This window comes from Nitrosospira sp. Nsp14 (assembly GCF_900113575.1).
In the GTDB taxonomy this organism is placed as follows: domain Bacteria; phylum Pseudomonadota; class Gammaproteobacteria; order Burkholderiales; family Nitrosomonadaceae; genus Nitrosospira.
This window is the reverse complement of record NZ_FOPV01000018.1, coordinates 16,567-40,269: the sequence shown is the minus strand read 5'-3', so window position 1 is coordinate 40,269 and position 23,703 is coordinate 16,567. Positions and strand designations below refer to the sequence as shown.

Sequence of the window (23,703 nt, the reverse complement as noted above, 5' to 3'; positions counted from 1 at the left end):
CTTATCATTGGGCGAACCCATGCTCACCCGTACTCAAGCCCACCGGCGCCATCGATCCGCTTCGGCAGAGGCGCTCACCCAACCCATTTGCGCGCGTTCCGGAACATCCGCATCCATGACCCATCTTCGCCCCAATCAGGATGCCAGGAGTGCTGGACTGTTCGAAATCCACGCTCCGGATGGGGCATGAGGATGCTGAAGCGCCCACCTGGTGTGGTAACGCCAGCAATACCCAAGGGCGAACCGTTGGGATTGAGTGGGTAAACCTCGGTAATTTTGTCGCGATTATCGACGTAACGCAGCGTAACCAGGGACGCGATAACTGAGACAGCTTTCTCATCGGGGAATTCAGCCCGACCTTCACCGTGTGCAACGGCAACGGGCATCCGGCTGCCGGCCATGCCGTCAAAAAACAGCGATCGGCTTTCCTGCACCTCCACCATGACCAGACGCGCTTCGAACTGTTCCGATTTGTTCCGCGCAAATTTCGGCCAATGTTCCGTCCCCGGAATGATTTGACGCAAATTGCTCATCATCTGGCACCCATTGCAAACGCCTAAGGCAAAGGTGTCGCCGCGCGCGAAAAACGCCTCGAAGTCGTCGCGGGCACGGCTATTGAAAAGTATCGAACTGGCCCAGCCCTCTCCTGCGCCCAGCACATCGCCGTAGGAAAAACCCCCGCACGCGGCAAAGCCAGCGTAATCCTTCAGTGAAACTCGCCCCTTGATAATGTCGCTCATGTGCACGTCCGTTGCGGCAAATCCCGCCCGGTCGAATGCTGCGGCCATTTCCACATGCCCATTCACGCCCTGCTCGCGCAAGATTGCAACGCGAGGTCTGGCGCCGGTCGAGATAAAGGGAGCGGATATGTCCTCGTCGACATCGAAACTCAATTGCGCATGTAAACCGGGGTCATCGGTATCGAGGATACGGTCGTATTCCTGTTGCGCGCATTGTGGATTATCGCGCAACTTCTGCATCTGATAAGTCGTTTCCGACCAGACGCGGTGAAGGTCGACGCGCTTCTCGGAAAATACCGGTTTATTGTTACGCAAAACCCGGATCTCATCCTTGCCGTTAATCCCGCCAATGATGAAGCTGATGTCCCTTAAACCGTATTCCGCCAGAATACCCAGAACCTCGCCACGCGCTGCCGTCCTAACCTGGATTACGGCGCCTAATTCTTCATTGAACAGTACGCGCAGAATACCCTCGTGAAATCGACCGCTCAGCGCTTCCGGCCGCAATTCTTGACCGTCCACGTCGTTCGCAGAGGGATCGAAACACAGCTGATCGAGATTTACGGTAATTCCGGCATGGCTGGCAAACGACATCTCGCACAGCGTCGCAAACATGCCACCGTCGGAGCGATCGTGATACGCCAGTATTCTGCCATCGCGGTTCAAACGTTGTATGGCGGAGAAAAATCCCTTCAATTTCTCAGCACCGTCTGGAACGGTTACATCCGGCGCTTCATCGCCTACCTGCTTGTAGACCTGGGCCAGCGCCGAGCCACCCAACCGTTTCCTGCCTGCACCAAGATCAATCAGGACAAGGTCGGTCTCGCCGCAATCGGTGCGCAACTGCGGGGTGAGCGTTTTGCGCGTATCCGTCACTCTTGCAAACGCGGAAATGACCAGTGACAAGGGTGCCGTCACTTCCTTTCTAATTGCGGCCGCCCGCTCCCCGGCCTCCGTCTGCCATACGGTCTTCATCGACATCGAGTCCTTACCCACTGGGATACTAATGCCCAGACGGGGACACAGCTCCATGCCGACCGCATGCACGGCGTCGAACAGGGCCGCATCCTCTCCCGGATGCCCTGCGGCAGCCATCCAGTTGGCGGATAGCTTGATCTCACCGATGGCCGCTATGTATGCGGCAGCGATGTTTGTGAGCGCTTCGCCGACCGCCATCCGCGCCGAAGCCGCCGGATCAACCAGGGCCACCGGCGCGCGCTCGCCAAGCGAGAATGCTTCCCCCAGATACGTTTTATAGCCCATCGATGTCACGGCCACATCCGCTACCGGAATCTGCCAAGGGCCCACCATCTGGTCGCGGGCCGTCATGCCGCCGACGGTACGGTCACCAATACTGATGAGAAAGGTCTTGTCCGCTACGGCAGGCAGGCGAAGCACTCGATAGGCCGCTTCACGCAAATCCAGTCCTTTGGCAAAAAAGGGCAACAGCGGTTTTGCGATATGTGTAGCCGTCCGGATCATTTTTGGCGGCTTCCCCAGCAACACCGAAAGACTCATATCAACTGGACGATTCTCGAATTCCGGATCCGTCACCACCAGTTGTTCTTCCGGAGCTGCAATGCCAATCACCGCATACGGACAGCGTTCGCGCTCGCAAATTGCATTGAAGGATTCCAGCGACTCTGGCCGGATGGCAAGCATATAACGCTCCTGGGCCTCATTGCTCCAGATTTGCATGGGGGACATCCCGGGTTCCTCGGAGGGAATGTCGCGCAAGTTCAGGTGACCTCCCCGACCAGATCCATGCAAAAGTTCCGGTACTGCGTTCGACAAACCGCCTGCGCCGACGTCGTGGATGGCGAGAATCGGATTGGCTTCACCGCCTCGTTCCATTTGCCAGCAACTGTCGATGACTTCCTGCGCCCGCCGCTCCATCTCAGCATTGCCGCGCTGAACTGAATCGAAATCGAGGCTCTCGGCGTTTGTTCCCGTATCCATGCTGGACGCGGCGCCACCGCCGAGACCGATCAACATGCCCGGCCCCCCCAGTTGGATCAGCAGCGCGCCGGATAGGAATTGCTCCTTTAGCACATGGTGCGCAGCAATATGACCGATGCCGCCTGCAAGCATGATGGGCTTATGGTATCCACGCATCTCGCCTGCTACGCGCTCCTCGAAGGTGCGGAAATATCCCGCAAGGTTCGGACGCCCGAATTCGTTGTTGAACGCCGCGCCGCCAATCGGTCCTTCCAGCATTATTTGCAGGGCAGAAGCGATACGGCCCGGCTTGCCGTAATTCCCCGCGCCCGGTTCCCACGGCTGGATAAAGCCGGCGATATTCAGGTTGGAAACGGAAAAGCCGCTCAGGCCCGCCCTCGGTTTCGCCCCCCGACCGGTGGCGCCTTCATCGCGAATCTCGCCGCCGACACCAGTTGCTGCACCGGGGAAGGGCGAAATTGCGGTGGGGTGATTATGCGTTTCCACCTTCATCAGAATATGCGTCTGCTCCTCCTCATAGCGATAAGCGTTATCCTGGCCCGCATAAAAGCGGGCGATCTTTGCTCCCTCGATAACGGAAGAATTGTCAGCGTAAGCGACCACCGTGCCCTGCGGGTTTTGCTGGTGCGTGTTGCGGATCATTGAGAACAGCGAGTTTGCTTGTGGCTGGCCATCTATCACCCAGTCGGCATTGAATATTTTGTGGCGGCAATGCTCGGAATTAGCCTGGGCAAACATCATCAATTCCACATCCGTGGGATTGCGGCCGACACGCAGAAAATAGTCCGCGAAATAATCTATTTCGTCCGGTGACAACGCTAATCCCAGCTCGCCGTTGGCCTTATGGAGCGCCTCTCCACCACCGGCCAACACGTCAATCGCTTCCAGCGGCGTAGGCGGAAAATGCCGGAACAATTTCTCAGCGTCATCCAGGGAGGCAAACACCGACTCCGTCATGCGGTCGTGTATCAGCGGGAGCAGCGCCTTCCTAATCGGGGCAGTTAACCCAGCGGCGTTTTCTGTGGGTTCTACATAAAAGGCTACACCGCGTTCCAACCGCTCCACTGCCTCCAACCCGCAATGGAGAGCGATGTTTGTTGCCTTGCTGGACCAGGGAGAAATCGTGCCGGGCCTGGGCACGACCAGGAACAGTCCGCCCGCCGGGACCAACTCGGCTTCCGGCACGCACTTGAGCAACTTCTCAAGAATGGCGACTTCCTCCCTGCGCAACTGGCGCGCAGTCGCGCAAAAATACCAATATTCCGCAGAAATATGGGAAACTTGCGAAGCTTCAGTTTTAAGAGCGCTCGTCAGCTTTTCCAGACGAAACGGCGAAAGCGCGCGGCCACCACGAAGGCGAAGCATCAGCATCTGTCGGTCAGATTGAAAAATGGGTGCCGGGGTCGTGCAAAGACGGACTCATTCAGCGAATCCCCGATTTTACACCAGAGGCAGACGCGCCGCAGCCGAGAAAGATGCGTGCTTCAAATTCGCCGCCAACATGAAATACATCAATAGAAGCGCTGACTTGTCAGAAACAGCATGATCATATCAGCCGACCAGGGAACCAACCCTGTCTATTTCACTGCTGAAATCCGCGAAATCGAGCGGCTTGCTGCTGCCCTGCCGGAGCCCCCGCAGCTCATGGAGAAAGCGGGGTTGGCGGCAGCCCAAGTCGCGCGCGATAAACTGCTGATCCACGGTCGGAAAAAAGTGCTGGTGCTCGCCGGCCCTGGGAACAACGGTGGCGACGCATTCGTCGCCGCCCGTCACCTGCGCTCATGGCAGTATAAGGTTACCCTGGTATTTACGGGCGAACGCTGCAATCTATCTGACGATGCAAGACGGGCGCTGGATGCTTGGGTCGCCAGTGCCGGGGAAATAGTGGAGACGATTCCACCGGACGAAGAATGGGACGCGCTAATCGATGGGCTGTTCGGCATCGGCCTGGATCAGCGGGAGGGACGGGATCTGGCGGATAAATATCTTGCCCTGGTCAATGCGGTGAATGCAATGGAAGCGCCTGTTCTCGCCCTTGATATCCCCAGCGGCCTGGGCAGCGACACAGGCAGAGTGCGCGGCGCGGCGATCAGGGCCGCGATCACCGTCACATTCATTGGACTCAAACCCGGTCTGCTCACGTATCACGGTCCTGACCAATGCGGACAAATCTTTGTGCGGAGGCTCGGTCTGGACGTTAACGCGCTAAAGGTGCCAAGTTCATGGGCAGTGGATCGGGCATATATCGCAAAATTGCTGCCCGCCCCCCGTCCCGCCGAAAGCCACAAAGGCATGTTCGGCAGCATCGGGATCATTGGCGGATCGGCCGGAATGATCGGAGCGGCACTTCTGGCAGGCACGGCCGCGTTGAAGCTGGGAGCGGGCCGCGTCTATCTCGGTTTGCTGGCCGCAAACGTGATTGGCGTGGATACCACGCAGCCTGAATTGATGCTGCGCCCGATCCACGTGTTGTTCCGGACCGGTCATCTAAACTGCCTTGTTGTCGGCCCAGGACTGGGATCGGACCCTGACGCACGCTTCTGGCTTGACTGTGCGCTGAAGTCCAACCTGCCGCTAATACTGGACGCCGACGCTCTAAACCTTATGGCCACCTGGCCCGCTATCGGTAGCCTGCTACGGAACCGAAAGGCCCCCTCCATTCTTACGCCTCATCCTGCCGAAGCAGCGCGCTTGCTGAGCGTAGACACTGGCAGGATCCAGCAGAATCGGATGGCGGCAGCACAGAGTTTGATCGATAAATTCAACTGCTGCGTGGTGCTGAAAGGGTCGGGCAGTATTTGTGCCACACCCGACGGCAAACGTTACATCAATACAAGCGGGAATCCCGGATTAAGCAGTGCAGGGACCGGAGATATTCTGACCGGCATGATAGGGGCAATGCTGGCACAGGGAGCAAGCCCGGAAAATTCATTGCTGCTTTCCGTATACCTGCATGGCGCGGCGGCGGACGCGCTTCAGAAAGAACATGGGGGGCCCGTGGGCATGACGGCTTCGGAAATTCCAGTTGCCGCCCGCAACCTTCTGAACCGGTGGATCTACAATTCCTAGCACCCAAGCTGCGGCATGAGCTAGCCCCGGGTAATTTGATTTAACTTCATTGCATTGCGAAAGAGGCATCCTGCAGCCGGCACGACGCCGCCATGAAAGATGCACTCAGGCGACTGCTGTGCCCGCCCGCGCAGCAGCCATCTGCGGAGGGAAATGGCGGCGCCGGGGATAATCAATTTCATCCGGGGTGGATTGATCGCCCGGCTCACGCCAAAAGTAGCCGTAGAGCTCCGGGGATCCCCCTACAGGGGTATGCCTGATTCTCTTGAAGGAAACGGGCGAATCCTCACCGTCAACTTCGTTGCGGCAGGATCATTCGATTTGATATTCATGTCCGCCCCTGCCAGTCCCAGCAATTGCCCCTGCAGGTTGTCGAATCCATAATGGACGCCCAGATAAATTCAGCTTGCTCCATTTTTAAGTTGCGCCTTGCTGTTTCTATCAGGGAGGACGATGCTCATGGGGAGAATCTCAATGTTGGCGTTCTGGCGTGGCCGCCAACGTAAAATCGCCGGAATATTCCGAAAACCCCTAATGGATGAGGTAGCATTGAGAGGATTTCCGTTTTTTCTGGCACAATTTGACTGCTTACGAATCGCGTCGGCGCAGTGTGGTTGGATTTTTTGGAAAACACGCAAGGAATGTTCTAATCTTAAGACTGTCCGCGCACCTGGTTCAGCGTTTGCGGCGCGGATTCCGTTAATTTACAGTGGAGAATGTCAATGTCCGTTCTTGTAACTCATCTTGCCCCTGACTTTACTAAACCTGCTGTCCTTCCGGATGGCACCTTCAATGATGCTTTCAATTTTCATACGGAAATCTCGGGCAAATATGCAGTACTGTTCTTTTATCCGCTCGACTTTACCTTTGTCTGTCCCTCGGAAATTCTCGCTCATTCGCACCGCGCCGAAGAGTTCCGCAAACGCAACGTGGAGGTCATTGGCGTTTCTGTCGACTCCCAGTTCACTCATTATGCCTGGCGCAACACGCCCATCGATAGGGGCGGCATCGGCTCTGTAGGTATCACCCTTGTGTCGGACATAGGGGGAGACATCATGCATGCGTATGGCGTCAGCCATCCCGATCACGTTGCGTTGCGCGCTTCCTTCCTCATTGATAAAAGCGGCATCGTGCGCCACGAGGTGGTGAATGATCTACCGTTGGGACGGGACGTGGATGAAATGCTGCGCATGGTGGATGCGCTGCAATTCCACGAAAGCCACGGCGAAGTATGCCCTGCGGGCTGGAAAAGCGGAGAACCCGGCATGAAGCCGAGTCCGGAGGGCGTCGCTGAATACCTGGGCAGCCACGCAGAGCAGTTGTGAAGCACAGCAGGCTTTAATAAAGCGAGACTTTAAAGAGACGAAAAACGGCGCGGCCTGCTGCTGGCCGCGTAATAGTGAACGCGGCACCCACCTGGATTTTTGCAATGAACAAGGAGAAGCGCATGAACTTCGATAAAGACAGGGCGGTTGGATTGTTGAACAGGATCATGGAGCTTGAATTGGCGGGCGTTGTGCGTTACACGCATTATTCATTGATGGTCTACGGCTACAATCGAATTCCAGTCGTGGAATGGCTCAAGGCGCAGGCGGAAGAAGGCCTGCTGCATGCCCACCGCGCGGGTGAGCTTGTCACGCTATTAGGCGGATATCCTTCGCTGTCGATCGGACCTCTGCTTGAGACGCATCATCATGACATTGCGGATATACTTAGGGAATCCCTGGCGCACGAAGGAGAGGCATGCGCAGCCTACTATGAGCTCTTGGAACTGACCCAAGGCAAATCGGTAGTACTGGAAGATTATGCGCGAAGCCTGATTGTCGAGGAAGAGCTGCACGCCGACGAAGTGAATAAAATGCTGCGCCGGACCGGTACAACCGCGGTATATGAAGCGCCTACAAGTAAGGGGCCCGCAAGTGAAGCGCCTAAAAAGAAAAAACGATAGGCGATAGGAATAGGAGATAGGGTGGGCGACTACCTGTTTGCCGCCGAGCCGCGCTAGTCGGCGGAACGCGTATCGCTATATACCATTCCGCTCAGCTGAATCATCAGATCCACTTCGCTCTCCTCCTCATCCAGAACCTGACCGGATTCATACATTTTCATGAGGGAGCAAAGCGCGTCAACATTGTTTAAGTCGATGGAAGGTGAAGAATGGCCGCTTTGACCCTCAACTTCACCGAGATTCGCTCCCGCCTCTATTGTGCTCATCGTCATTTTACAAACCCGTCGTATAGGTATGCCCGAGATCGAGTATTGCTTGTAGGAATCTTCGGGGCCACGAAACCGTCAGTGCTGGAGAAAGATGCCCGATGATTGTATTGAGCCTGAAACTCGGTATGTTGCATTGCATTCACCTGATCCGCCTTAGCCGAATCGTTTCTTTTTGCTTCTAGCCCATGGTGCGCCACGAGACATGGACGGCAGAAAATTGCCGGCTTCACCGATTGCGGGGGTTGGGTTAATGCCGAAGCTTCGGCCGGACTGGAAAGTACGTCCCTTCGTGCTATCTCCAGCTTGAATGGGCTTCCAGAATTCCGACAGCAGCATTATTAACGCAGGTAGCTGGGATTTCATATTCCCTCCTATGATGAACAAATTTCGCCAACGACTTTAAATACTTTGCTGGCCTGTTCAGGCTACCTGGAAGAGATGGCGTTGCGATGAACGTTTTATGAAAGTTTTATAAATACAATGATGAGTTTTTGCCAGACCCGTCAATGCAGTTGGCGCCGGCAATAACGGGGAGCGGATGTGGATCGCAAGATGCTCACCGTCACGCCCCCGCTTCTTTTGCTCCGCCGGCATTCCCTTCCCGGCCCGAATATTCGAAAGTAATCGGCTCCAGCAACGGCCGCTCGCACTCCTCCCGCACAAGCGCGGCGGTTTCCCCCAGTGCAATTTCACGCAGACGGCAGCGCATATTCAATACCCCATTGCTGGACTCAACGATTCCGCAAGTATGCTGCAACGCTTCGTCGCGTGGATCACGTCCTTCCCGAATCACCTGAGACCCGACATTGTTCATCACCGCCACGGGCAGATGCGGATAACGCCGCCTTGCCTCCCGGATCCACTGCAGGAGATTCAACTGTTGTGTGCAATCCTGAACCGCGCCATCCACAAGAACCATATCGTAGGATTCAAGATCCGGTTCCGAAAAATCTTCCAACGATACCCGCTCCAGCCTGTGCCTCGATTTATCAAGCAGCATCTGCAGAATGCGACGCGTATCTTGTCTTTCCCCCACGACCAGGATATTCACGCTGCTTTCCTCTGCGCGTTCTCCGGAAGCGTGCCGAACAAGGCAAATTCCGTAACCTCGTCAATTTCGATGTAGCAAGCGACGGTCATGACACGGCCGATTTTAATGGGAGGGCCCAGCCGTGAAACGTTGACCCCCAGCCTGCGTATCAGCCTCTCTACGGCAACGGTGGTCACGGTAACATAACGGGTGATACCGTTGTGCCGAGCGAAGTCGAACAAGGTCTGCATCATTTTTACAGGAATTTCGCTGAAGCCGAACCCCGCGCTTTCGTATTTGGGAACCGTCACCGCGAAGCGGCTTAGCTCCCACACATCCGGTTGTTGGGGCGCCCGCTGTCCATGCAGGAGTTGTGGAAACGTGTCCCGCAGCATGTTGGGGCCCATAGTTGGGAGAAGCCGCCAGCAGCCCAATACCTCATCTTCGTCGCCTTTGGCCAATACATATACAGGGTCGGCATGATCGAACTCGTCGTGCTCCATCCCATTATCCGTTGTAACTTCCCAGCCAAGCCGATCATGGAAAACCTCGTGTCGCAGTTGATACATTCCCATCGCTGCCCGTTGATCTAGAGAGCCGTTCCCGTGTTGCGCAAGCATTATTTGTCCCATTTGTTTCGCATCCATCGTTGGTTATGACGATGCTATGAAACAACGGAACGAGGCCCCGGGATAGCTGTAAAATCTTACAGGAACAAATGCTGAGTATTCCTGGAAACCGTTTACTGGAGCGGCTTTTAGCGGTTAGCGGGAGCTATGCTTCGACGTGGTTTTTGAGGCGGAATTTCCCCTGAAAAATGGCATTTCAAGAGGCCACTCTCGTGTTTTCGCAGTCGAAAACGGATTTTGGATGAGGCGCAAAAGGGAGCATTTGGGGGCGGGCTCTTGGTGACAAGCGAGTGGTGCGCTTTAGGCTTTAGAGATCGCGCCATCCTGGACAATGGGATAACAGAGCACTTTGTCAGGATTTCGGGCGGAACTCGCATCGGGGGTATGCACCGCCTGGATGCGATGGACTGCACGTGGGCAGGTAGCAGCGGGCGCGGGGGAAATGGCGCACTTGTTCCTTGGTCGGAAGGCGGCCGTATCCCGCAAACCGTGATGGCATTGCTTGGCGCAAGCCACGCAGCTAAAATCTTTACGCTAATTGCGCAAAGAGGAAATGGATTGCACTGGTATTTCCGCGAGCTAGGGTTGCTGCACCGCAGTCATTATCGAACGTCAGATAACAAAACAAGGGTTCTATCTCTGGCAAGTTTTTTCCTAGTTGAAATTGAAACGGATCGAACCGTACGCGCTAAGGGGGTCCCCCGGCAATGCACCGGCGAATGTTGCGTTGGTAAAGTAGGTTTTGTCCGTAAGATTTCTAATATTGACCGCCAGATCCATTCTTTTTATGCGATAGGACACGGCGGCATCGAAAACGACATAAGATGGCACACGCAGCAGGTTCAGGCTATCCGCGAACGTATCGCCCTTGTAGGTCAAGCCAAAGCCGAACGTCAAACCGCGCGCGAAACCGTTTTGGATCTGGTAGGTACTCCATAAGTTGGCCGCGTGAGTAGCGACTCCCACAGGCCGCGTTCCGTAAACACTTCCGGTGATGCCAAGAACGGCATTGGTAGCGACATTCTGAGCCAATGTTTCCGGATCCATCCATACTCCACTGCCGATGATGTTCAATCCCGCCACGGGCCTCAAACCCAGCGAAACTTCCACGCCCCTCGATCGATCCTTGCCATCCTGGGTAGCCTGCCCCCCAGAACCGGGCAAAATGACGAAGTAGTTATTACGGCTTGTCTGAAAAAGCGCAACGTTCAAATCGGCCTTGCCGTCCAGCAGAGTGGTTTTTGCGCCCACTTCTATCTGGTCTGAAGTTTCCGGTGACCGGGAGACCGCCTGCGCCTCGGTGGCGAGATTAATGAATGCGCCTGTGCTATAGCCGGCGTAAAACGCGAGATATTCCGTTGGCTGGTAGACACCGCCCGTGGAATAGGTGGTCAAGGATTTGGTTTTCTCAATCTCACGATAGCCATAGTTTCCTGATACCAGCTGAAATCCCTTGTCGCTGTACTGCACCAGGTCGTTTCTTATGCCGAGGCGAAGTTTGAATTGTTTCGTCAAATCTATCTGATCCTGCGCATAGAACGACGTTTGATCGCTGGTAATCCTGCGGTCGAAAATGGGCCTGCGCGTGAGTCCGTTCAAGGAGGTTTCCACATTGACAGGATTAAAAATATTGATGGACGATAAGGTGTAATCACCGCGCACCGTATTGATATCAGTGTTCTTGTATTCAAATCCCCCCAAAAATGTGTGTTTAACCGGTCCGGTACTTGTTTTCCATATGAATTCATTCTGCAATACGGTGTAGCCCGCGTTATCGAATTGCTGACGGGCATCGCGCCCAGTCGACACGCCGAGCGCATTCCCTTGATTGCCGCCCCCGTTTCGCACGATCTCGAGTGTACGGGCATCGTATACGAATGCGGTACGCATGCTCAACGTGTCTGATATTGCCCAGTTATGGGTGAGCCCGAGGCGATTGATCGTATGATCTGTCTTGTTGAATGGACTGTAGTAGCGGTTATTGCGCGAAACATTGGCGATATTGGAATTGAAGTCAAAAAGTATGCCGTAGTTATCCGGCTTGATCTTCATTTCGCGGTGATCGTAGTCAATCAAAAGCGTTTTATCGTCGGCCAATCGCCACAGCAAGCTCGGGGAGGCCTCGAAAATATTACGCTCAAGCCCGCGGAACCCATCTGTATGCTCAAGATTGGCGATTGCGCGACCCGCGAAGCGCTGCCCGAGCGGACCTGTCAAGTCGACAAAACCATTGCGGGTACCGAAACTGCCAAGCATGGTGCCTGCGGTGAGGTCGAACTGGTTTCGTGGCTTTTTGGTGATGATGTTGATGCTGCCGCCCGGTCCGGCAACACCAAATAGCGCCGAACCGGGGCCCTTCAATACTTCGATGCGATCGACGTCGTACATCGTACGGAAGTAGCTGTTTTGCGCAGATCCGTCAGGAATATCGTCGCGTAAAAAGCTCAGGGAAAGACCACGCGAAGTAAAGCTGTTGCCAAACCCATAGCCACCCCCCATCAACGGCTGGACACTAGGAACGTTGCGCATAGCATCGTTCATGGTAATGGCCCCTTGCTCCTTTAGTATGCTCGCGGGCACCACGTCGACGCTCGCGGGGATATCCCGTAGTGGCGTATCGGTCTTGCTCCCTGTTCGCGCCACATCCTCCAGCGTGCCGGGGCGAACCCGGCCCGTGGTGATCTTGATCTCCGGCAACGGGTTATCTTTTTCCTTGCCAGCCTGGGTCTCCTGCGCGACCACGCTTAAAGGTGCCGCCAGCATCCCTAATGACAATAGGGTAATAGGGCCAATCTGACGATGCCTGCGTTTGAATTTGTGTAACGGTTTCACTTGTAGTCTCTCTGTTGTTTTTTGTGAGCTGGCTGGCTACAAGCGGAGGGCTTATGGCGGGCTATGGAACGCCTTTGCTCCGTTGGAACGGGGCAGGAGGGGATGAAATTTACATATTTATACTTGCTGTTGGGTCCCGGGGCTTGACGTTCGTTATCGGACCACTTTCATGACAACGAGAGGGTCGTAAGCATAAGAATGGTTGAAGCAGTAAGGGTCGTGCCGATCAGTGCTGCTGCTATCAATCGGGGCCCATGTAAGCGGCTCCACAGCAGTGTGCCGGTAATTGCCAGCACCAATAAACCGGCCGCCAGCGTGTCGGTAAGTAGTATCCAGGCATTCGACATACCGCTGCCTTTGTGAAAATTGGCCAGCGTGGCCCACGCATTGGCTTCCTTCTGCTCGATATGAGCCTCGGTGTCGCCCTGCCAGTATTCGGCATTCAGGCTGAGATTGGGCGTTGTCAGCGTGACGCGCCAGTTCTCGGGTTGCATTATTTGACCCCCACCCCAGGGCACGGGCCCGCCCGGCTTCTTCTGGATACGGGATTTGGCATCGGGCAGTTTGAAGTTCAAGCGCAGCCATGCCTCGAAGGCCTCGGCGGATTGCAGGCTTTCCATAGGCGGGACCAAGGTCTGCCGGGTTTCATGCTGGCTCGCGAGGGGGATTTTCATCTCATTGCGGTGGTTGAGCAGAATGCCGGAAGTGCCGAACAACAAGCCGAGCGCTGCGCCCCAGAGACCGATCCAGGCGTGTGTCCGCCGTAGCCAGACGAGAAAGCGCCCGCGCTTCATTGATTGCGGCAGAAAAAGGTAACCGCGTGGCTCAGCCCCCGAAGGCTGACCCCCATTCTGCCCGCGAGCTCCTGGCTCAGATGGCTCGCTGACGCGGGCGCGCGATTGAGAAATGCTCATTTGTAAAGACTGAGCGTGACCTTGTGACTCTCTACCGCATATGCCTTGCCCTCGAATTCGCCGGGCTTGTTCAGTTCATGCTTAGCCTCTATGACGTAGAGGCCGGGCTCGGGTGGCGAAAAGGAAGTTTCACCTTTCTCGTCGGTGCGTAGATGCTTCTCCCAGCCGCTGGGAGCGATAACGACGATTTCAGCCTTTGGTACCGGCTCGCCCATGAAGGTCAAGCGCAGCGTATTGCCATTACCCTTTATATCGAGCGGTAAACTGCCGCCTTCACCCAGACGAGCGTAAAGAAAACGCCGTTGAACAGGGGTTGGCGTGTCCCCTTGTGGTGCTCGTATCGGCTGGCGGCGTGCCTGGATCAGTACCGTCGCGCCCGCCGGTAGAGAAAAGTGCGTACTTTCACGGCTTGGGCTGATCGCTTTTGCCGTTCCCGCCTGGTCAATGATCGTTGCGTCCGGTTCAACGATACTGTCGAGCCTTCCCGGTGAGGTTTCCCGGAGGTTCTCGGCATATTCGCCAAAATAAAGCTTGCTGGCTGGCGTACCGCTCTCCAGCCACAATGCATGCGCTCCGGCGTTCAGGCTTAGCGCGCAGCCAAAAAGGGCGACAGTCCCGGAGACAAGTGACGCGATTTTCATGTTTTTCCTTTAGATTGATTTTTGTTAACTTGTTGGACAAGGTAGCCAGGACATTCAAATTACCCAAACGTTTGAGTCGAAGACCGCAAGCAGGCACTTCAGCACCCGTGCTGCAAGTTCATCAGGTAGTGGCTATCGCTGGTAAACCGGATTTCTGCCGTCGAAGCAGACTTGATAGACCGAACCTGCGTCTGGCTAAGAGCCTGGGCATGAAACCAGCTCTGCGAGTTTTGCCAGCCCCTTACTGAAGGTGGGTATATCGGAATGGTCGAGCACGACGTAAGGCGTGCCGGAATACTTGCAGTAGCGCTTTACAGTGAAGTAAGCCTGATGATTAACGCAATCTACCGGACATATCACCATATCAGCCTGGGCGAGCAGCTCCGACAACTTTTCTCCGCCAACCCCTGGATCGCTTCGATAGAAGAATAAAATGCCTCCAGACGCATGAACCAGGCGGCTGTACTCGGGATAGAGCGCTGCCCGGCCCCCTACACACAGGAGCTTCACTGCCGCAAGATCAAAACCGGCCTCCCAAATCGCCTTTTTTTCATTGCAAGTAGCGCGATGCAATGCAGATTTTGCACTCTTTGCCGCTTGTGCAACGTGGGGCCCCCGTTTTCCGGTGGCACCCGGTCCCTCGCCGCAGGCACCTGCAGTCTTGACCAGCGGGAACCAATCGGGCTCCTGCGGAACGGAAATGCGGGCATCGGCAAGCCTGCGCTGAAGCAAATCAATACGTTCCAACAGCGCTTGATGACCATCCGCCAAGGCTCCCGCGGGTGAGAAGGCCGCGGAATTATTCCGACCTCCTGCCTGCACACGACTTGTTGTCGGGAACGGATCAGCACAACCGGACCGCACCCGGCCGCCTCTAACGCGGAAAACCTGTTCGATCGCCCGCTGAAGAGGAAACACGTTCGGAAGGAACTTGTGCTTTTTTCCGCTACCGGAGCTTCCCTGAAAATTGGCTATCAGAACGGCAGATATCGACCGCATGGCCCGGAGAGGGACAAGCAGAATCGCGCCAGCGCGAGGCGCTTTGAAAAACAGAAGAGGGAGGGCGGCGCGTGAAACCGCCGAGGTTGTTATGTGTTCCACAGCCCATACTCCGTCACAAGTCAGAAAAAAGCTGGCTTGCCGTTTGTACAGGCTGGCTGGCTAAAAGCCGCCGGCTCGGGAGAAAGCCAGCGGCAACGGATAAAGAATTACATCTGGCTTTGCAGCCAGTTCTGAATACCGACTTTCTGCATGACATCCAGCTGGGTTTCCAGCCAGTCGATGTGTTTTTCGGTATCTTCCAGTATGTCCTTGAAAATTTCGCGCGAAACGTAGTCCTTCGCTGCTTCGCATGCGGCAATCCCGCCGAGCAATGACTCTCGCGCGGCCATCTCCGCCCTGAGGTCGCACTCGACACACTCTTCCGCCTTCTCACCAATCAACAGCTTGCCCAGCTCTTGCAGATTGGGTAACCCTTCCAGAAACAGGATACGCTCAATCAAAACATCGGCATGCTTCATCTCCTCTATGGATTCCTCATATTCATGCTTGCCGAGGCTGTCGAAGCCCCAGTTTTTGTACATGCGCGCATGGAGAAAATACTGATTGATGGCCGTCAGTTCGTGTTGAAGCTGGCGGTTTAGCCATTGAATAATGTCTGTGTTGCTCTTCATGTTTGCCTCCTCAGGCGAGATCTCGCATTCAAGCGAGTGGGTTTATGTGGACTGGCCTTGCGCCAGGGTTTTCTGCATCAGTGCCTGTTCCAGCACCTGTTTTGCGTGGCAGGCGCATATTCCGCACTGCTCGCTTACCCCCAGGTTGGCTTTCAGATCCCGCATCCGGCCAGCGCTTCCGCAATGCACAGCTTCGCGGATGGCGGTATCGGTTACACCTTTGCAGACACAAATATACATGATGAGCGCCTTAAGTCTACTATTTAGTCAAAATCAACTTGCCGTTACGCGTGCGTCGCAGTCGATACTGCTCGCCCTGGTGCTGAATAAATACCTCGTCACCGTGCGAGAATAGAGAATCGCTGTATAGCCTTTTGTTCCGGTCCAGCATGACGACCTTTTGTTTATCCACGGTTGTTTCAGGTGTCGTGAGTAGCTTATCCATTTTGGGCTGCTTCCGCAATTATTAATGAGAATGATTCGTAATTATATTAAACATTGGATGAAATGCAAGCGTTATTAACAATTTTTAAAAAAGTAATTCGCGGAGTCTCCGTTTGAGTGCTGCTACGCGCCCAAGTTGGCAAACGAGCTGGTAAAATCAGTTGGCGGGCAGATAAAAAGTTTGACGCACTGCGCGCGGTTCGGGTGCTTGCAAGGAAGCGGAGCAACTGATTCGCCAACTCTAACTGACTCTTATGCGCCTGCTTCGCCGCCAATGAAGAGCTTGTTTCTCCCGGTTCTCGGCCAACCCTTCCGATAGCTGCTGCCGGACGCGCACCTAAGGCCGCCGCTGGCAACCGTGGGCGCTTTTCAAAGTCTTTATATCGACCACATGCAGAAATTTTCCACATCGCCGCGCGAAATGGCAGCAAGCGTCTGGCGTAACAGAAGCCTCATAGTCGCAATGGTCAAACGCGAAGTGGTCGGGCGCTATCGTGGCTCGATCATGGGGCTGGCATGGTCATTCTTCAGCCCTCTGCTTATGCTCATGATCTACACGTTCGTCTTTTCCGTGGTGTTCAAGGCGCGCTGGGGGGTTGGCGGCGAAGAAAGCAAAACCGATTTCGCCATTATTTTATTCGTCGGTATGATCGTGCACGGGCTATTTGCGGAATGCGTCAACCGCGCTCCTGCGTTGATCCTGTCCAATGTCAATTATGTAAAAAAAGTTATCTTTCCACTGGAAATCCTGCCATGGGTTGCTTTGGGCTCCGCCCTGTTCCATACCGCCATTAGCATCGCGGTGCTGCTGCTGGCCCAGCTCATCCTCAATCACCAGTTGCCGTGGACCGCTATTCTTTTCCCGTTGGTTTTGCTTCCGCTGGTATTTATTGCGATGGGTTTTGCCTGGTTTTTGGCGGCGTTCGGCGTATTTGTGCGTGACGTGGCGCAGATCACGGGAATGTTCACCACCGTGTTGTTGTTTGTTTCACCCGTGTTCTATCCTATAAGCGCTTTACCTCCTAAATATCAAGGCTGGCTGCTACTCAATCCGCTTGCTTTTATCATCGAGGAAGGGCGAAAGGTGCTTGTTTTGGGACAACTGCCAAACATTGAACGATGGGTAATCATGACAGCAGTGGGACTTTTGATTGCATGGGCCGCGTTTGCCTGGTTTCAAAAAACGCGCAAGGGATTCGCCGATGTGCTCTAAATCGAGTATGTGGCGCAGCATCCGCTGTTTCAATTTCTTCGTCCGGCCCGATTCGGGCGCGGCGCGTAAAAAATCAGCAACACCTTGAGGACTGATGGGAATCACACACACAATTTGGTACAACAAGCTGGTGCGCCGTATATATAAGGGACTGCCACTGCCTTGGCATGTCAAACAAAGGCTCAAGGAGATTTATCTCCGCCGGCCCGGCGCCTGGAAAGCAAATAACAAGGAGCTTTTCCGACTCGTTGGAAACCGAGAAGCGTTAGTTCAAGTAGCAACCGGCGCCAGGCAGTTTGATCCCGCTCAGCCGTGGGTATTGGTGATCGACTCGGGGATTCCACTGCCCGATGAGAACTCTAGCCACGCTCCCATGTCAACTTTATTTCGGCTGCTGCGAGAAATGTCTTTTCGCGCTGCTTTTGTGTCCGATTTAGACGCTTGCCCGCACCTCGAGCAGCAACTGCTGGAAGAACAGGGCATTACCGTCATTACCGGATTTGACGCGGCGCGGCATCATCTGGCGGAGGCGGGAGGAAAATACCATTTCGTGCTATTGTTACGGCCAGAAGTAGCGTTCAAATACTTGCCTTATGTGCGCGCTCACGCTCTGTACAGCAAAGTCATATGCGACGCGACGGGGCTGCGCTGGGTCGAGCCTGACAGCAAGATGCAGGTCACGGCCAATCACGACAATTACGGCAATTACGACTTAACCGACGTCGTTTCGCCCTCCCGCCGCATCGAAATTTTCAACGCCGCCTGCGCCGATCTGGTTTTGGCGACGACCGTTGAGGAGAAAAACGATCTGCTAAGTTTGGAACCCAATATCGAGGTTGCCGTTCTGCCGCATGTACATGAGATATTCTCCCCGAGAATACCTTTCGCGCAACAACCATCTGATGTTTAGTACCGCTTGGCAGGGAACACTATAGGAAATCTCTCAGTGAAAGATTCCATCTAACAACCTAGTCTGTGAAAAATGATCTCATCAAGCCTCTGTCGCCTCGAGTACTGGTAGCCGGGGTGTATCTTTCAGACAAAAAGAACCTGGCTCCTCACATATCGCGGACATTGGCGGATAGCAAGGATTGGGCGGTAGAACAGCGATGGATTTCCCTGGGCGAGAGCCCGCCGGACCCTGACATCGCGCCTTACACGGCACGGGTCGTGGACAAGCCTTCACCAAAATTCTTCCTGTTGAACCAGCTTCTCAAGCAAATTGACCTGCGCGACTTTGAGTATCTGATCGTGAGCGATGATGACATCCAGTTGCCGGAAGGCTTCCTGGATCGCTATCTCGCGCTCGTATTGCGGCATGATTTCGCCCTCGCGCAACCAGCACGGACTCACGACAGCTACATCGACCACCGGTTTGTCGAGCAACTGGATGGGATCGATGCCCGGCGGACACGGTTTGTCGAAATCGGACCTCTGTTTTCACTCCATCGCGCGGCATATGATTATTTCCTGCCCTTTGACGAGGCGAGCCCCATGGGCTGGGGCAATGATTTTGTATGGCCTGTTTTGGCGGAAAAGCACAACCTTAAAATGGGAATTGTTGATGCAGCGCCGGTTGCCCACAACCTGCGCAAGCCCGTGGCCTATTACAATTACGGAACCAACGCGGATGCGATGAGAAATTACCTTGCTGCGCGACCCCATCTATCCAGAAAAGACGCCTTTTTTATATTGGAGTCCTATGTCTGTTAAGATGTTGACCGCGCCCCCAGCCTGGTCAGATCAATGCTGAGCGTAGTGATTTGCACCTTTAATCGCGCCTCGCTATTGGATAAGGTGCTCGGTAGCCTGTGCACGCAAACACTGCCTTTGCATGATTTTGAGGTGATCATCATCAATGATGGCTCCACCGATAATACAGATGCGGTGGCTGCTTCTTACGCTTCCAGACTACCGCTCCGCTATAGTTACCAACGCAATGCCGGATTAGCAAGCGCTAAAAACCATGGACTGTTCGCATCCCGGGGCGATATCGTGCTGTTTCTGGATGACGATGATATCGCAGCGGCAGACCTGCTCGAAGAGCACGTCAAAACCCACATGGCGTTTCCCGCTGAGCAATATGCCGTCCTTGGGTACACCGGGCTCGGCGACGGCATGAGGCCAGACCCGCTCATGCATTTTGTTACAGAAATCGGCTGTTTCCTGTTTTCCTATCCATCGCTGCGGCAAGGGGATGTCCTGGACTACACCTATTTCTGGGGTGGCCGATCTTCCTGCAAGCGCTCTCTGCTGCTTGAGTTCGGCGTTTTCAACCCGGTTTTCCGGTTTGGCTGTAAAGATATCGAACTGGGCTATCGGCTCTCCCGGCAGGGGCTGCGGGTGGTGTATAACAAGAACGCTGTATCTTACACGGTGAGAAAAATAGACTTTGATGCCTTTTGCAACCGTCTGGAACGCCAAGGCGCTTCCAATTACGTCTTCAGCCAACTCCACCCGGAATCGGAAGTACAGCAATTGACCGGAATAGCCGACTCGGAACAAACTTGGCCGATGATTGAGCCCCATCACGAAGCGATCAAACAATCGGCGCGTCATCTTGACTTGATGGCCAATTTAAAGCTGGCTCGGAGTCTGGGGCTGGATGAAGACACTCGGGCGCTTCTCCACCGTGCATACTGGGCAGCCTTCAAAGCCTGCTTGATGAAGGGGGCGGTTGAGAAAAAACTTGCATTCCAGCAGTCCGGTTCTCCCAGCGCGGGAGCACTTGGACAATTGCAGCCAGATCATGCAACTTGTGCGTCGGCGGGGAACTGGATACCGGATCCAAGCCTTCAGAGGGAAGAGCGATAATAGAGCGCTCAAAGACAAGGACGACAGCGCAGCAATGAGTTCCAGCGATATCGCCATAAGCATCCAGAACCTTTCAAAATGCTACCAAATTTATGACACACCGCGCGACCGGCTGAAGCAGTTTGTAGCCCCGCGACTGCAACGCATGGTCGGGCGGAAGGTCCGGAGATATTTTCGCGAATTCTGGGCGCTCCGGGATGTGTCATTTAGTGTTAAAAAAAATGAAACCGTGGGCATCATCGGACGCAATGGATCAGGAAAATCAACCTTGCTGCAAATCATCTGCGGGACGCTTGCCCCTACTGCGGGAATTGTGGAGACTAAGGGCCGTATTGCAGGATTGCTGGAACTCGGCTCAGGCTTTAATCCGGAGTTTACCGGGCGGGAAAATGTTTACATGAATGCATCGATTCTTGGCCTCGCAAAAGCCGAGATCGATGCAAGGTACGAGGATATTGTCGCGTTTGCAGATATAGGAGATTTTATCGATCAACCAGTGAAGCGTTATTCTTCTGGAATGTATGTTCGCCTTGCGTTTGCTGTCGTGGCCAACGTCGATGCGGAAATTCTGGTTATTGACGAAGCGCTGGCGGTAGGTGACATTTTTTTTACGCAAAAATGCATGCGGTTTTTACAGGACTTTAAAACCAGGGGGACTATCATTTTTGTCACGCATGACTCCGGCGCGGTGGTGAGCTTGTGTGAGCGTGCCGTCTGGCTTGATCGCGGAGCCGTCCAGGCATCAGGGGCGGCAAAGATGGTTTCCGAAAAATACCTGGCGAGGCGTTACGAGATCGAAGCTGCGTCGGCACTGCAGCGAAAAGGAGAAGTGCCGGCGCGTGCGGCAGTCCAGGAAATACCGGCCGATGAACCTGCGCAACCCGCGCAAACTTCCCTTTCGGGAAATGAAACGGACGGGATGCCCCGGCGCGATATGCGTCTGCAATTCATCAACCAGTCGAATCTTCGGAATGATATCCAGATATTCGATTTTGTGCCGGGGGGCCGAGGTTTCGGGACTGGTGGCGCGAGGATCATCAGCGCCAAGATGACCGACCTGGAAGGTCGCCAGTTGTCCTGGGTTGTTGGCGGCGAACAGGTGCGAATTGCAGTTACGACGGAGGTGCTAGTGTGGTGCGAAAGCATTATCGTAGGGATGAGTTTCAAGGATAAGCTGGGCCAGGTGTTGTTTGGACAGAATACTTACGTGGACTATTGCCTGAGCCCGGTGAAAGCAAAGCCGGGAGAGGCAGTGGAAGCCGTTTTCACCTTTCGCATGCCAATACTTCGCCGGGGATCTTATACCGTCGATGTCGCCGTTGCTGAAGGCAGTCCACCCGAGGTCGTCCAACTTCAGTGGCTACACGACGCCTTCGGCCTCGAATCGCACGCCTCAAGCATACTCGATGGATTGGTCGGATTGATTTTCGACTCGGTAGAGCTTCGCAATACAAACGGGTAGGCGATGTCCGGTTACAAGTCAGGAATAAGCTCGAAAAATAAACCCGCTATTTTTCTGCACATTCAGAAAACAGCGGGCACCTCCATTGTTGACTCTTTAAGGCAACACTATCGAGAAAACCACATTATTAGCCATGGCGATTACTTGCGTGCTTTACCTTACCTGACGACTGAAGCAAAAGTCACCGCTGAATTCGCCGCGAGCTTGCGTAATATCCGCTTTCTATCTGGCCATTTCGGGTACGATTTTGCGAAGCCGTTTATGAACGATAGGTATTCGTTCACTTTTCTCCGGAACCCTATAGAAAGGGTCTTATCTTTTTATTATTTCTGCAAAACCCGGGATCCGGACGAATATGAGATACACAGGCTCTGTCGGGACTCCAGCCTGGATGAATTTCTGAGGATCGCGATGGAACGGCCCGAAGTGAAGTCCCTTGTATGGAACAATCAGGTATGGCAACTCGCGTGCGGGTTTGGTAATTCTCAATATCTTGACTCGTCGTTCTTTGACCCAGACGAGCTTCTCCGGTTGGCGATTAGGCACCTCGATGACTTTTCTTATGTAGGTTTTACTGAGACCTTTGACGAGGACCGCGAGAGGATACTCCGCGACCTCGGGGTCGTTTCTCCTCGAGTAAACTACACGTCAAATTCGACCCCGCGTCGGCCTACTTCGAAGAATCTTCCCCGGTCGACACTGGAACTGCTAGGGCAATTTACACAGCTTGATCAAGTTCTCTATCAGGAAGCCTGGGAGCGACGGGGGGGGAAAACCTTAAAGCTACGCAAAATCGCCACCGATGCACCAGATATCCTGTTGGAGACAAATATTATCGTGACGGACCATCAAGCTGATACTTCGCAAGCGACAGGGAACGAGCTACAGCAAGTTCAGAACGCTTATCTCGAACTAATTCAATCCTGTCTGACCGGTAGCATTTACCACGATGCGTCACAAGCACCGTTCGCACCGAATACGTTTAATCCAGACCTGCGCGAGCGCGGCCTGGACTGGCCGGCACATGCACAGACGATGATTGGCGTCAAAAGGCTCGCCAACCTGCGGGCTTTGACTGAATCCGTTATTGCGGACAACGTTCCAGGGGATCTGATCGAAACTGGTGTCTGGCGGGGCGGAGCGTGCATTTTGGTGCGTGCCGTGCTGTTTGCATACAATGTTACCGACCGGTACGTCTGGGCTGCGGATTCGTTTGAAGGGTTGCCGCAAGCCAATGAGCAGCAGTATCCGGCTGACGCTGGTTCAGAATTCCATAAATACAAGGAGCTTGCGGTAACACTGGAACAGGTACAGGATAACTTTCGGGCCTATGGCTTGCTCGATGAGCAGACGAAATTCCTCAAGGGCTGGTTCAAGGATACGTTGCCGAAAGCGCCCATCAGTCAACTTGCGCTTATGCGCCTCGATGGGGACATGTACGAATCCACGATGGATGCCCTCACCAGCCTTTATCCCAGGCTCTCACCTGGCGGATATGTGATCATCGACGACTATCACGCGGTACCAGCATGCAAGGCGGCGGTCGAGGATTTCTGCGCTTCCAATCAAATGCAACCGGAGATTATGGAGATTGACGGCGTCGGTGTTTACTGGCGCAAGCCAGGCTATACCACGCCGAAAGCTGAGCTTGCTGGACTAAACCGGAGAGTCGAGTCTCCGGGCATACAAGTCAACCGACTGCACCGAGCCATATCCAAGCTGAGTTTGAACGTGATTTTGCAACTGGAACACTCCGTAGTTGAGAGGGATGAGCAGATAAATAGGCTCAGCCGGGCCATTTCCGCTCAGAACACAGCCATTGCCGAGCGAAACCAGATTATTGCAGAGCGAAACCAGATTATTGCAGAGCAGGATATGCAATTAGCTTACTCAGATAGAAAAACTGCAGAGGCCAATGACAAGCTACAAGCGATTCTGTCCTCGACGAGCTGGAAAGTAACCAGTCCCATACGAGCAATAAAAAACATAATCAACGACGCCAAGAATAGGGTTATTGATTGATTCCCTAGAGTTAGGCCTCGGATGGCCTTTAGAGTCGCCTTTAC

At 54.4% G+C, this 23,703-nt stretch carries 20 protein-coding genes; 9 read left to right on the top strand and 11 right to left on the bottom strand.

What is annotated here, in order from left to right; translation table 11 throughout:
* Window positions 1–74: 74 nt before the first annotated feature.
* Entirely contained in the window at window positions 75–4,064 is a 3,990-nt protein-coding gene (gene purL / locus BM022_RS12020; RefSeq protein WP_091139664.1) for a phosphoribosylformylglycinamidine synthase, read from the bottom strand.
* A gap of 177 nt (window positions 4,065–4,241) precedes the next feature.
* Here purL and BM022_RS12015 point away from each other — a divergent pair, with 177 nt between their 5' ends.
* From BM022_RS12015 to BM022_RS12005, 3 genes are all read left to right on the top strand, one after another.
* The gene (locus tag BM022_RS12015; RefSeq protein WP_091139601.1) at window positions 4,242–5,768 is read left to right on the top strand and encodes an NAD(P)H-hydrate dehydratase; all 1,527 of its coding nucleotides are present in this window, start codon (window positions 4,242–4,244) and stop codon (window positions 5,766–5,768) included.
* Between the two features lie 722 nt (window positions 5,769–6,490).
* The gene (locus BM022_RS12010) at window positions 6,491–7,093 is read left to right on the top strand and encodes a peroxiredoxin (protein ID WP_091139599.1); all 603 of its coding nucleotides are present in this window, start codon (window positions 6,491–6,493) and stop codon (window positions 7,091–7,093) included.
* A gap of 122 nt (window positions 7,094–7,215) precedes the next feature.
* Entirely contained in the window at window positions 7,216–7,716 is a 501-nt protein-coding gene (locus BM022_RS12005) for a ferritin-like domain-containing protein (RefSeq protein ID WP_091139662.1), read from the top strand.
* Window positions 7,717–7,769: 53 nt separating this feature from the next.
* Here the strand turns inward: BM022_RS12005 and BM022_RS12000 are convergent, their stop codons facing one another.
* The 10 genes from BM022_RS12000 to hemP form a co-directional block, all read right to left on the bottom strand.
* Window positions 7,770–7,988: a hypothetical protein gene (locus BM022_RS12000; protein WP_091139597.1), complete on the bottom strand. Its 219-nt coding sequence runs from the start codon at window positions 7,986–7,988 to the stop codon at window positions 7,770–7,772.
* 559 nt (window positions 7,989–8,547) lie between these two features.
* Window positions 8,548–9,036 (bottom strand): hypothetical protein, encoded by a 489-nt coding sequence (locus tag BM022_RS11990; RefSeq protein WP_091139593.1) that lies wholly within the window; start codon window positions 9,034–9,036, stop codon window positions 8,548–8,550.
* On the bottom strand, window positions 9,033–9,647 hold the full coding sequence (locus BM022_RS11985; protein WP_177191713.1) for an acyl-homoserine-lactone synthase: 615 nt from the start codon (window positions 9,645–9,647) through the stop codon (window positions 9,033–9,035). Before BM022_RS11985 ends, BM022_RS11990 begins: the two co-directional genes overlap by 4 nt.
* 651 nt (window positions 9,648–10,298) lie before the next feature.
* A complete protein-coding gene (locus BM022_RS11980) occupies window positions 10,299–12,476 on the bottom strand; it encodes a TonB-dependent receptor (protein ID WP_256209151.1) in 2,178 nt (725 codons plus the stop codon).
* A 167-nt stretch (window positions 12,477–12,643) separates the two neighbouring features.
* The gene (locus BM022_RS11975; RefSeq protein WP_256209150.1) at window positions 12,644–13,270 is read right to left on the bottom strand and encodes a PepSY-associated TM helix domain-containing protein; all 627 of its coding nucleotides are present in this window, start codon (window positions 13,268–13,270) and stop codon (window positions 12,644–12,646) included.
* Window positions 13,271–13,386: 116 nt separating this feature from the next.
* The gene (locus BM022_RS11970) at window positions 13,387–14,031 is read right to left on the bottom strand and encodes a DUF4198 domain-containing protein (protein ID WP_091139590.1); all 645 of its coding nucleotides are present in this window, start codon (window positions 14,029–14,031) and stop codon (window positions 13,387–13,389) included.
* 195 nt (window positions 14,032–14,226) lie between these two features.
* Entirely contained in the window at window positions 14,227–15,132 is a 906-nt protein-coding gene (locus BM022_RS11965; protein ID WP_091139588.1) for a DUF2325 domain-containing protein, read from the bottom strand.
* A gap of 107 nt (window positions 15,133–15,239) precedes the next feature.
* Window positions 15,240–15,704 carry a bacterioferritin gene (gene bfr, locus BM022_RS11960; protein ID WP_091139587.1) on the bottom strand — a complete coding sequence of 155 codons (465 nt, stop codon included), beginning with the start codon at window positions 15,702–15,704 and terminating at the stop codon, window positions 15,240–15,242.
* 42 nt (window positions 15,705–15,746) lie between these two features.
* Entirely contained in the window at window positions 15,747–15,944 is a 198-nt protein-coding gene (locus BM022_RS11955; protein WP_091139585.1) for a (2Fe-2S)-binding protein, read from the bottom strand.
* A gap of 19 nt (window positions 15,945–15,963) precedes the next feature.
* Window positions 15,964–16,149, bottom strand: a complete 186-nt coding sequence (gene hemP, locus BM022_RS11950; protein WP_091139583.1) for a hemin uptake protein HemP — start codon at window positions 16,147–16,149, stop codon at window positions 15,964–15,966.
* 357 nt (window positions 16,150–16,506) lie between these two features.
* Between hemP and BM022_RS11945 the strand changes: the two genes are divergently transcribed.
* The 6 genes from BM022_RS11945 to BM022_RS11920 all read left to right on the top strand — a co-directional run bounded on the left by BM022_RS11945 (window position 16,507) and on the right by BM022_RS11920 (window position 23,659).
* A complete protein-coding gene (locus tag BM022_RS11945; protein WP_371264333.1) occupies window positions 16,507–17,361 on the top strand; it encodes an ABC transporter permease in 855 nt (284 codons plus the stop codon).
* A gap of 94 nt (window positions 17,362–17,455) precedes the next feature.
* Window positions 17,456–18,271, top strand: coding sequence for a hypothetical protein (locus BM022_RS11940; protein ID WP_091139581.1), 816 nt, complete (start codon window positions 17,456–17,458; stop codon window positions 18,269–18,271).
* Window positions 18,272–18,336: 65 nt separating this feature from the next.
* Entirely contained in the window at window positions 18,337–19,074 is a 738-nt protein-coding gene (locus BM022_RS11935; RefSeq protein WP_091139580.1) for a hypothetical protein, read from the top strand.
* A gap of 33 nt (window positions 19,075–19,107) precedes the next feature.
* A complete protein-coding gene (locus BM022_RS11930; RefSeq protein WP_091139578.1) occupies window positions 19,108–20,175 on the top strand; it encodes a glycosyltransferase family A protein in 1,068 nt (355 codons plus the stop codon).
* Window positions 20,176–20,209: 34 nt separating this feature from the next.
* Entirely contained in the window at window positions 20,210–21,637 is a 1,428-nt protein-coding gene (locus BM022_RS11925; protein WP_091139576.1) for an ABC transporter ATP-binding protein, read from the top strand.
* 3 nt (window positions 21,638–21,640) lie between these two features.
* On the top strand, window positions 21,641–23,659 hold the full coding sequence (locus tag BM022_RS11920) for a TylF/MycF/NovP-related O-methyltransferase (protein ID WP_091139574.1): 2,019 nt from the start codon (window positions 21,641–21,643) through the stop codon (window positions 23,657–23,659).
* Window positions 23,660–23,703 lie beyond the last annotated feature (44 nt).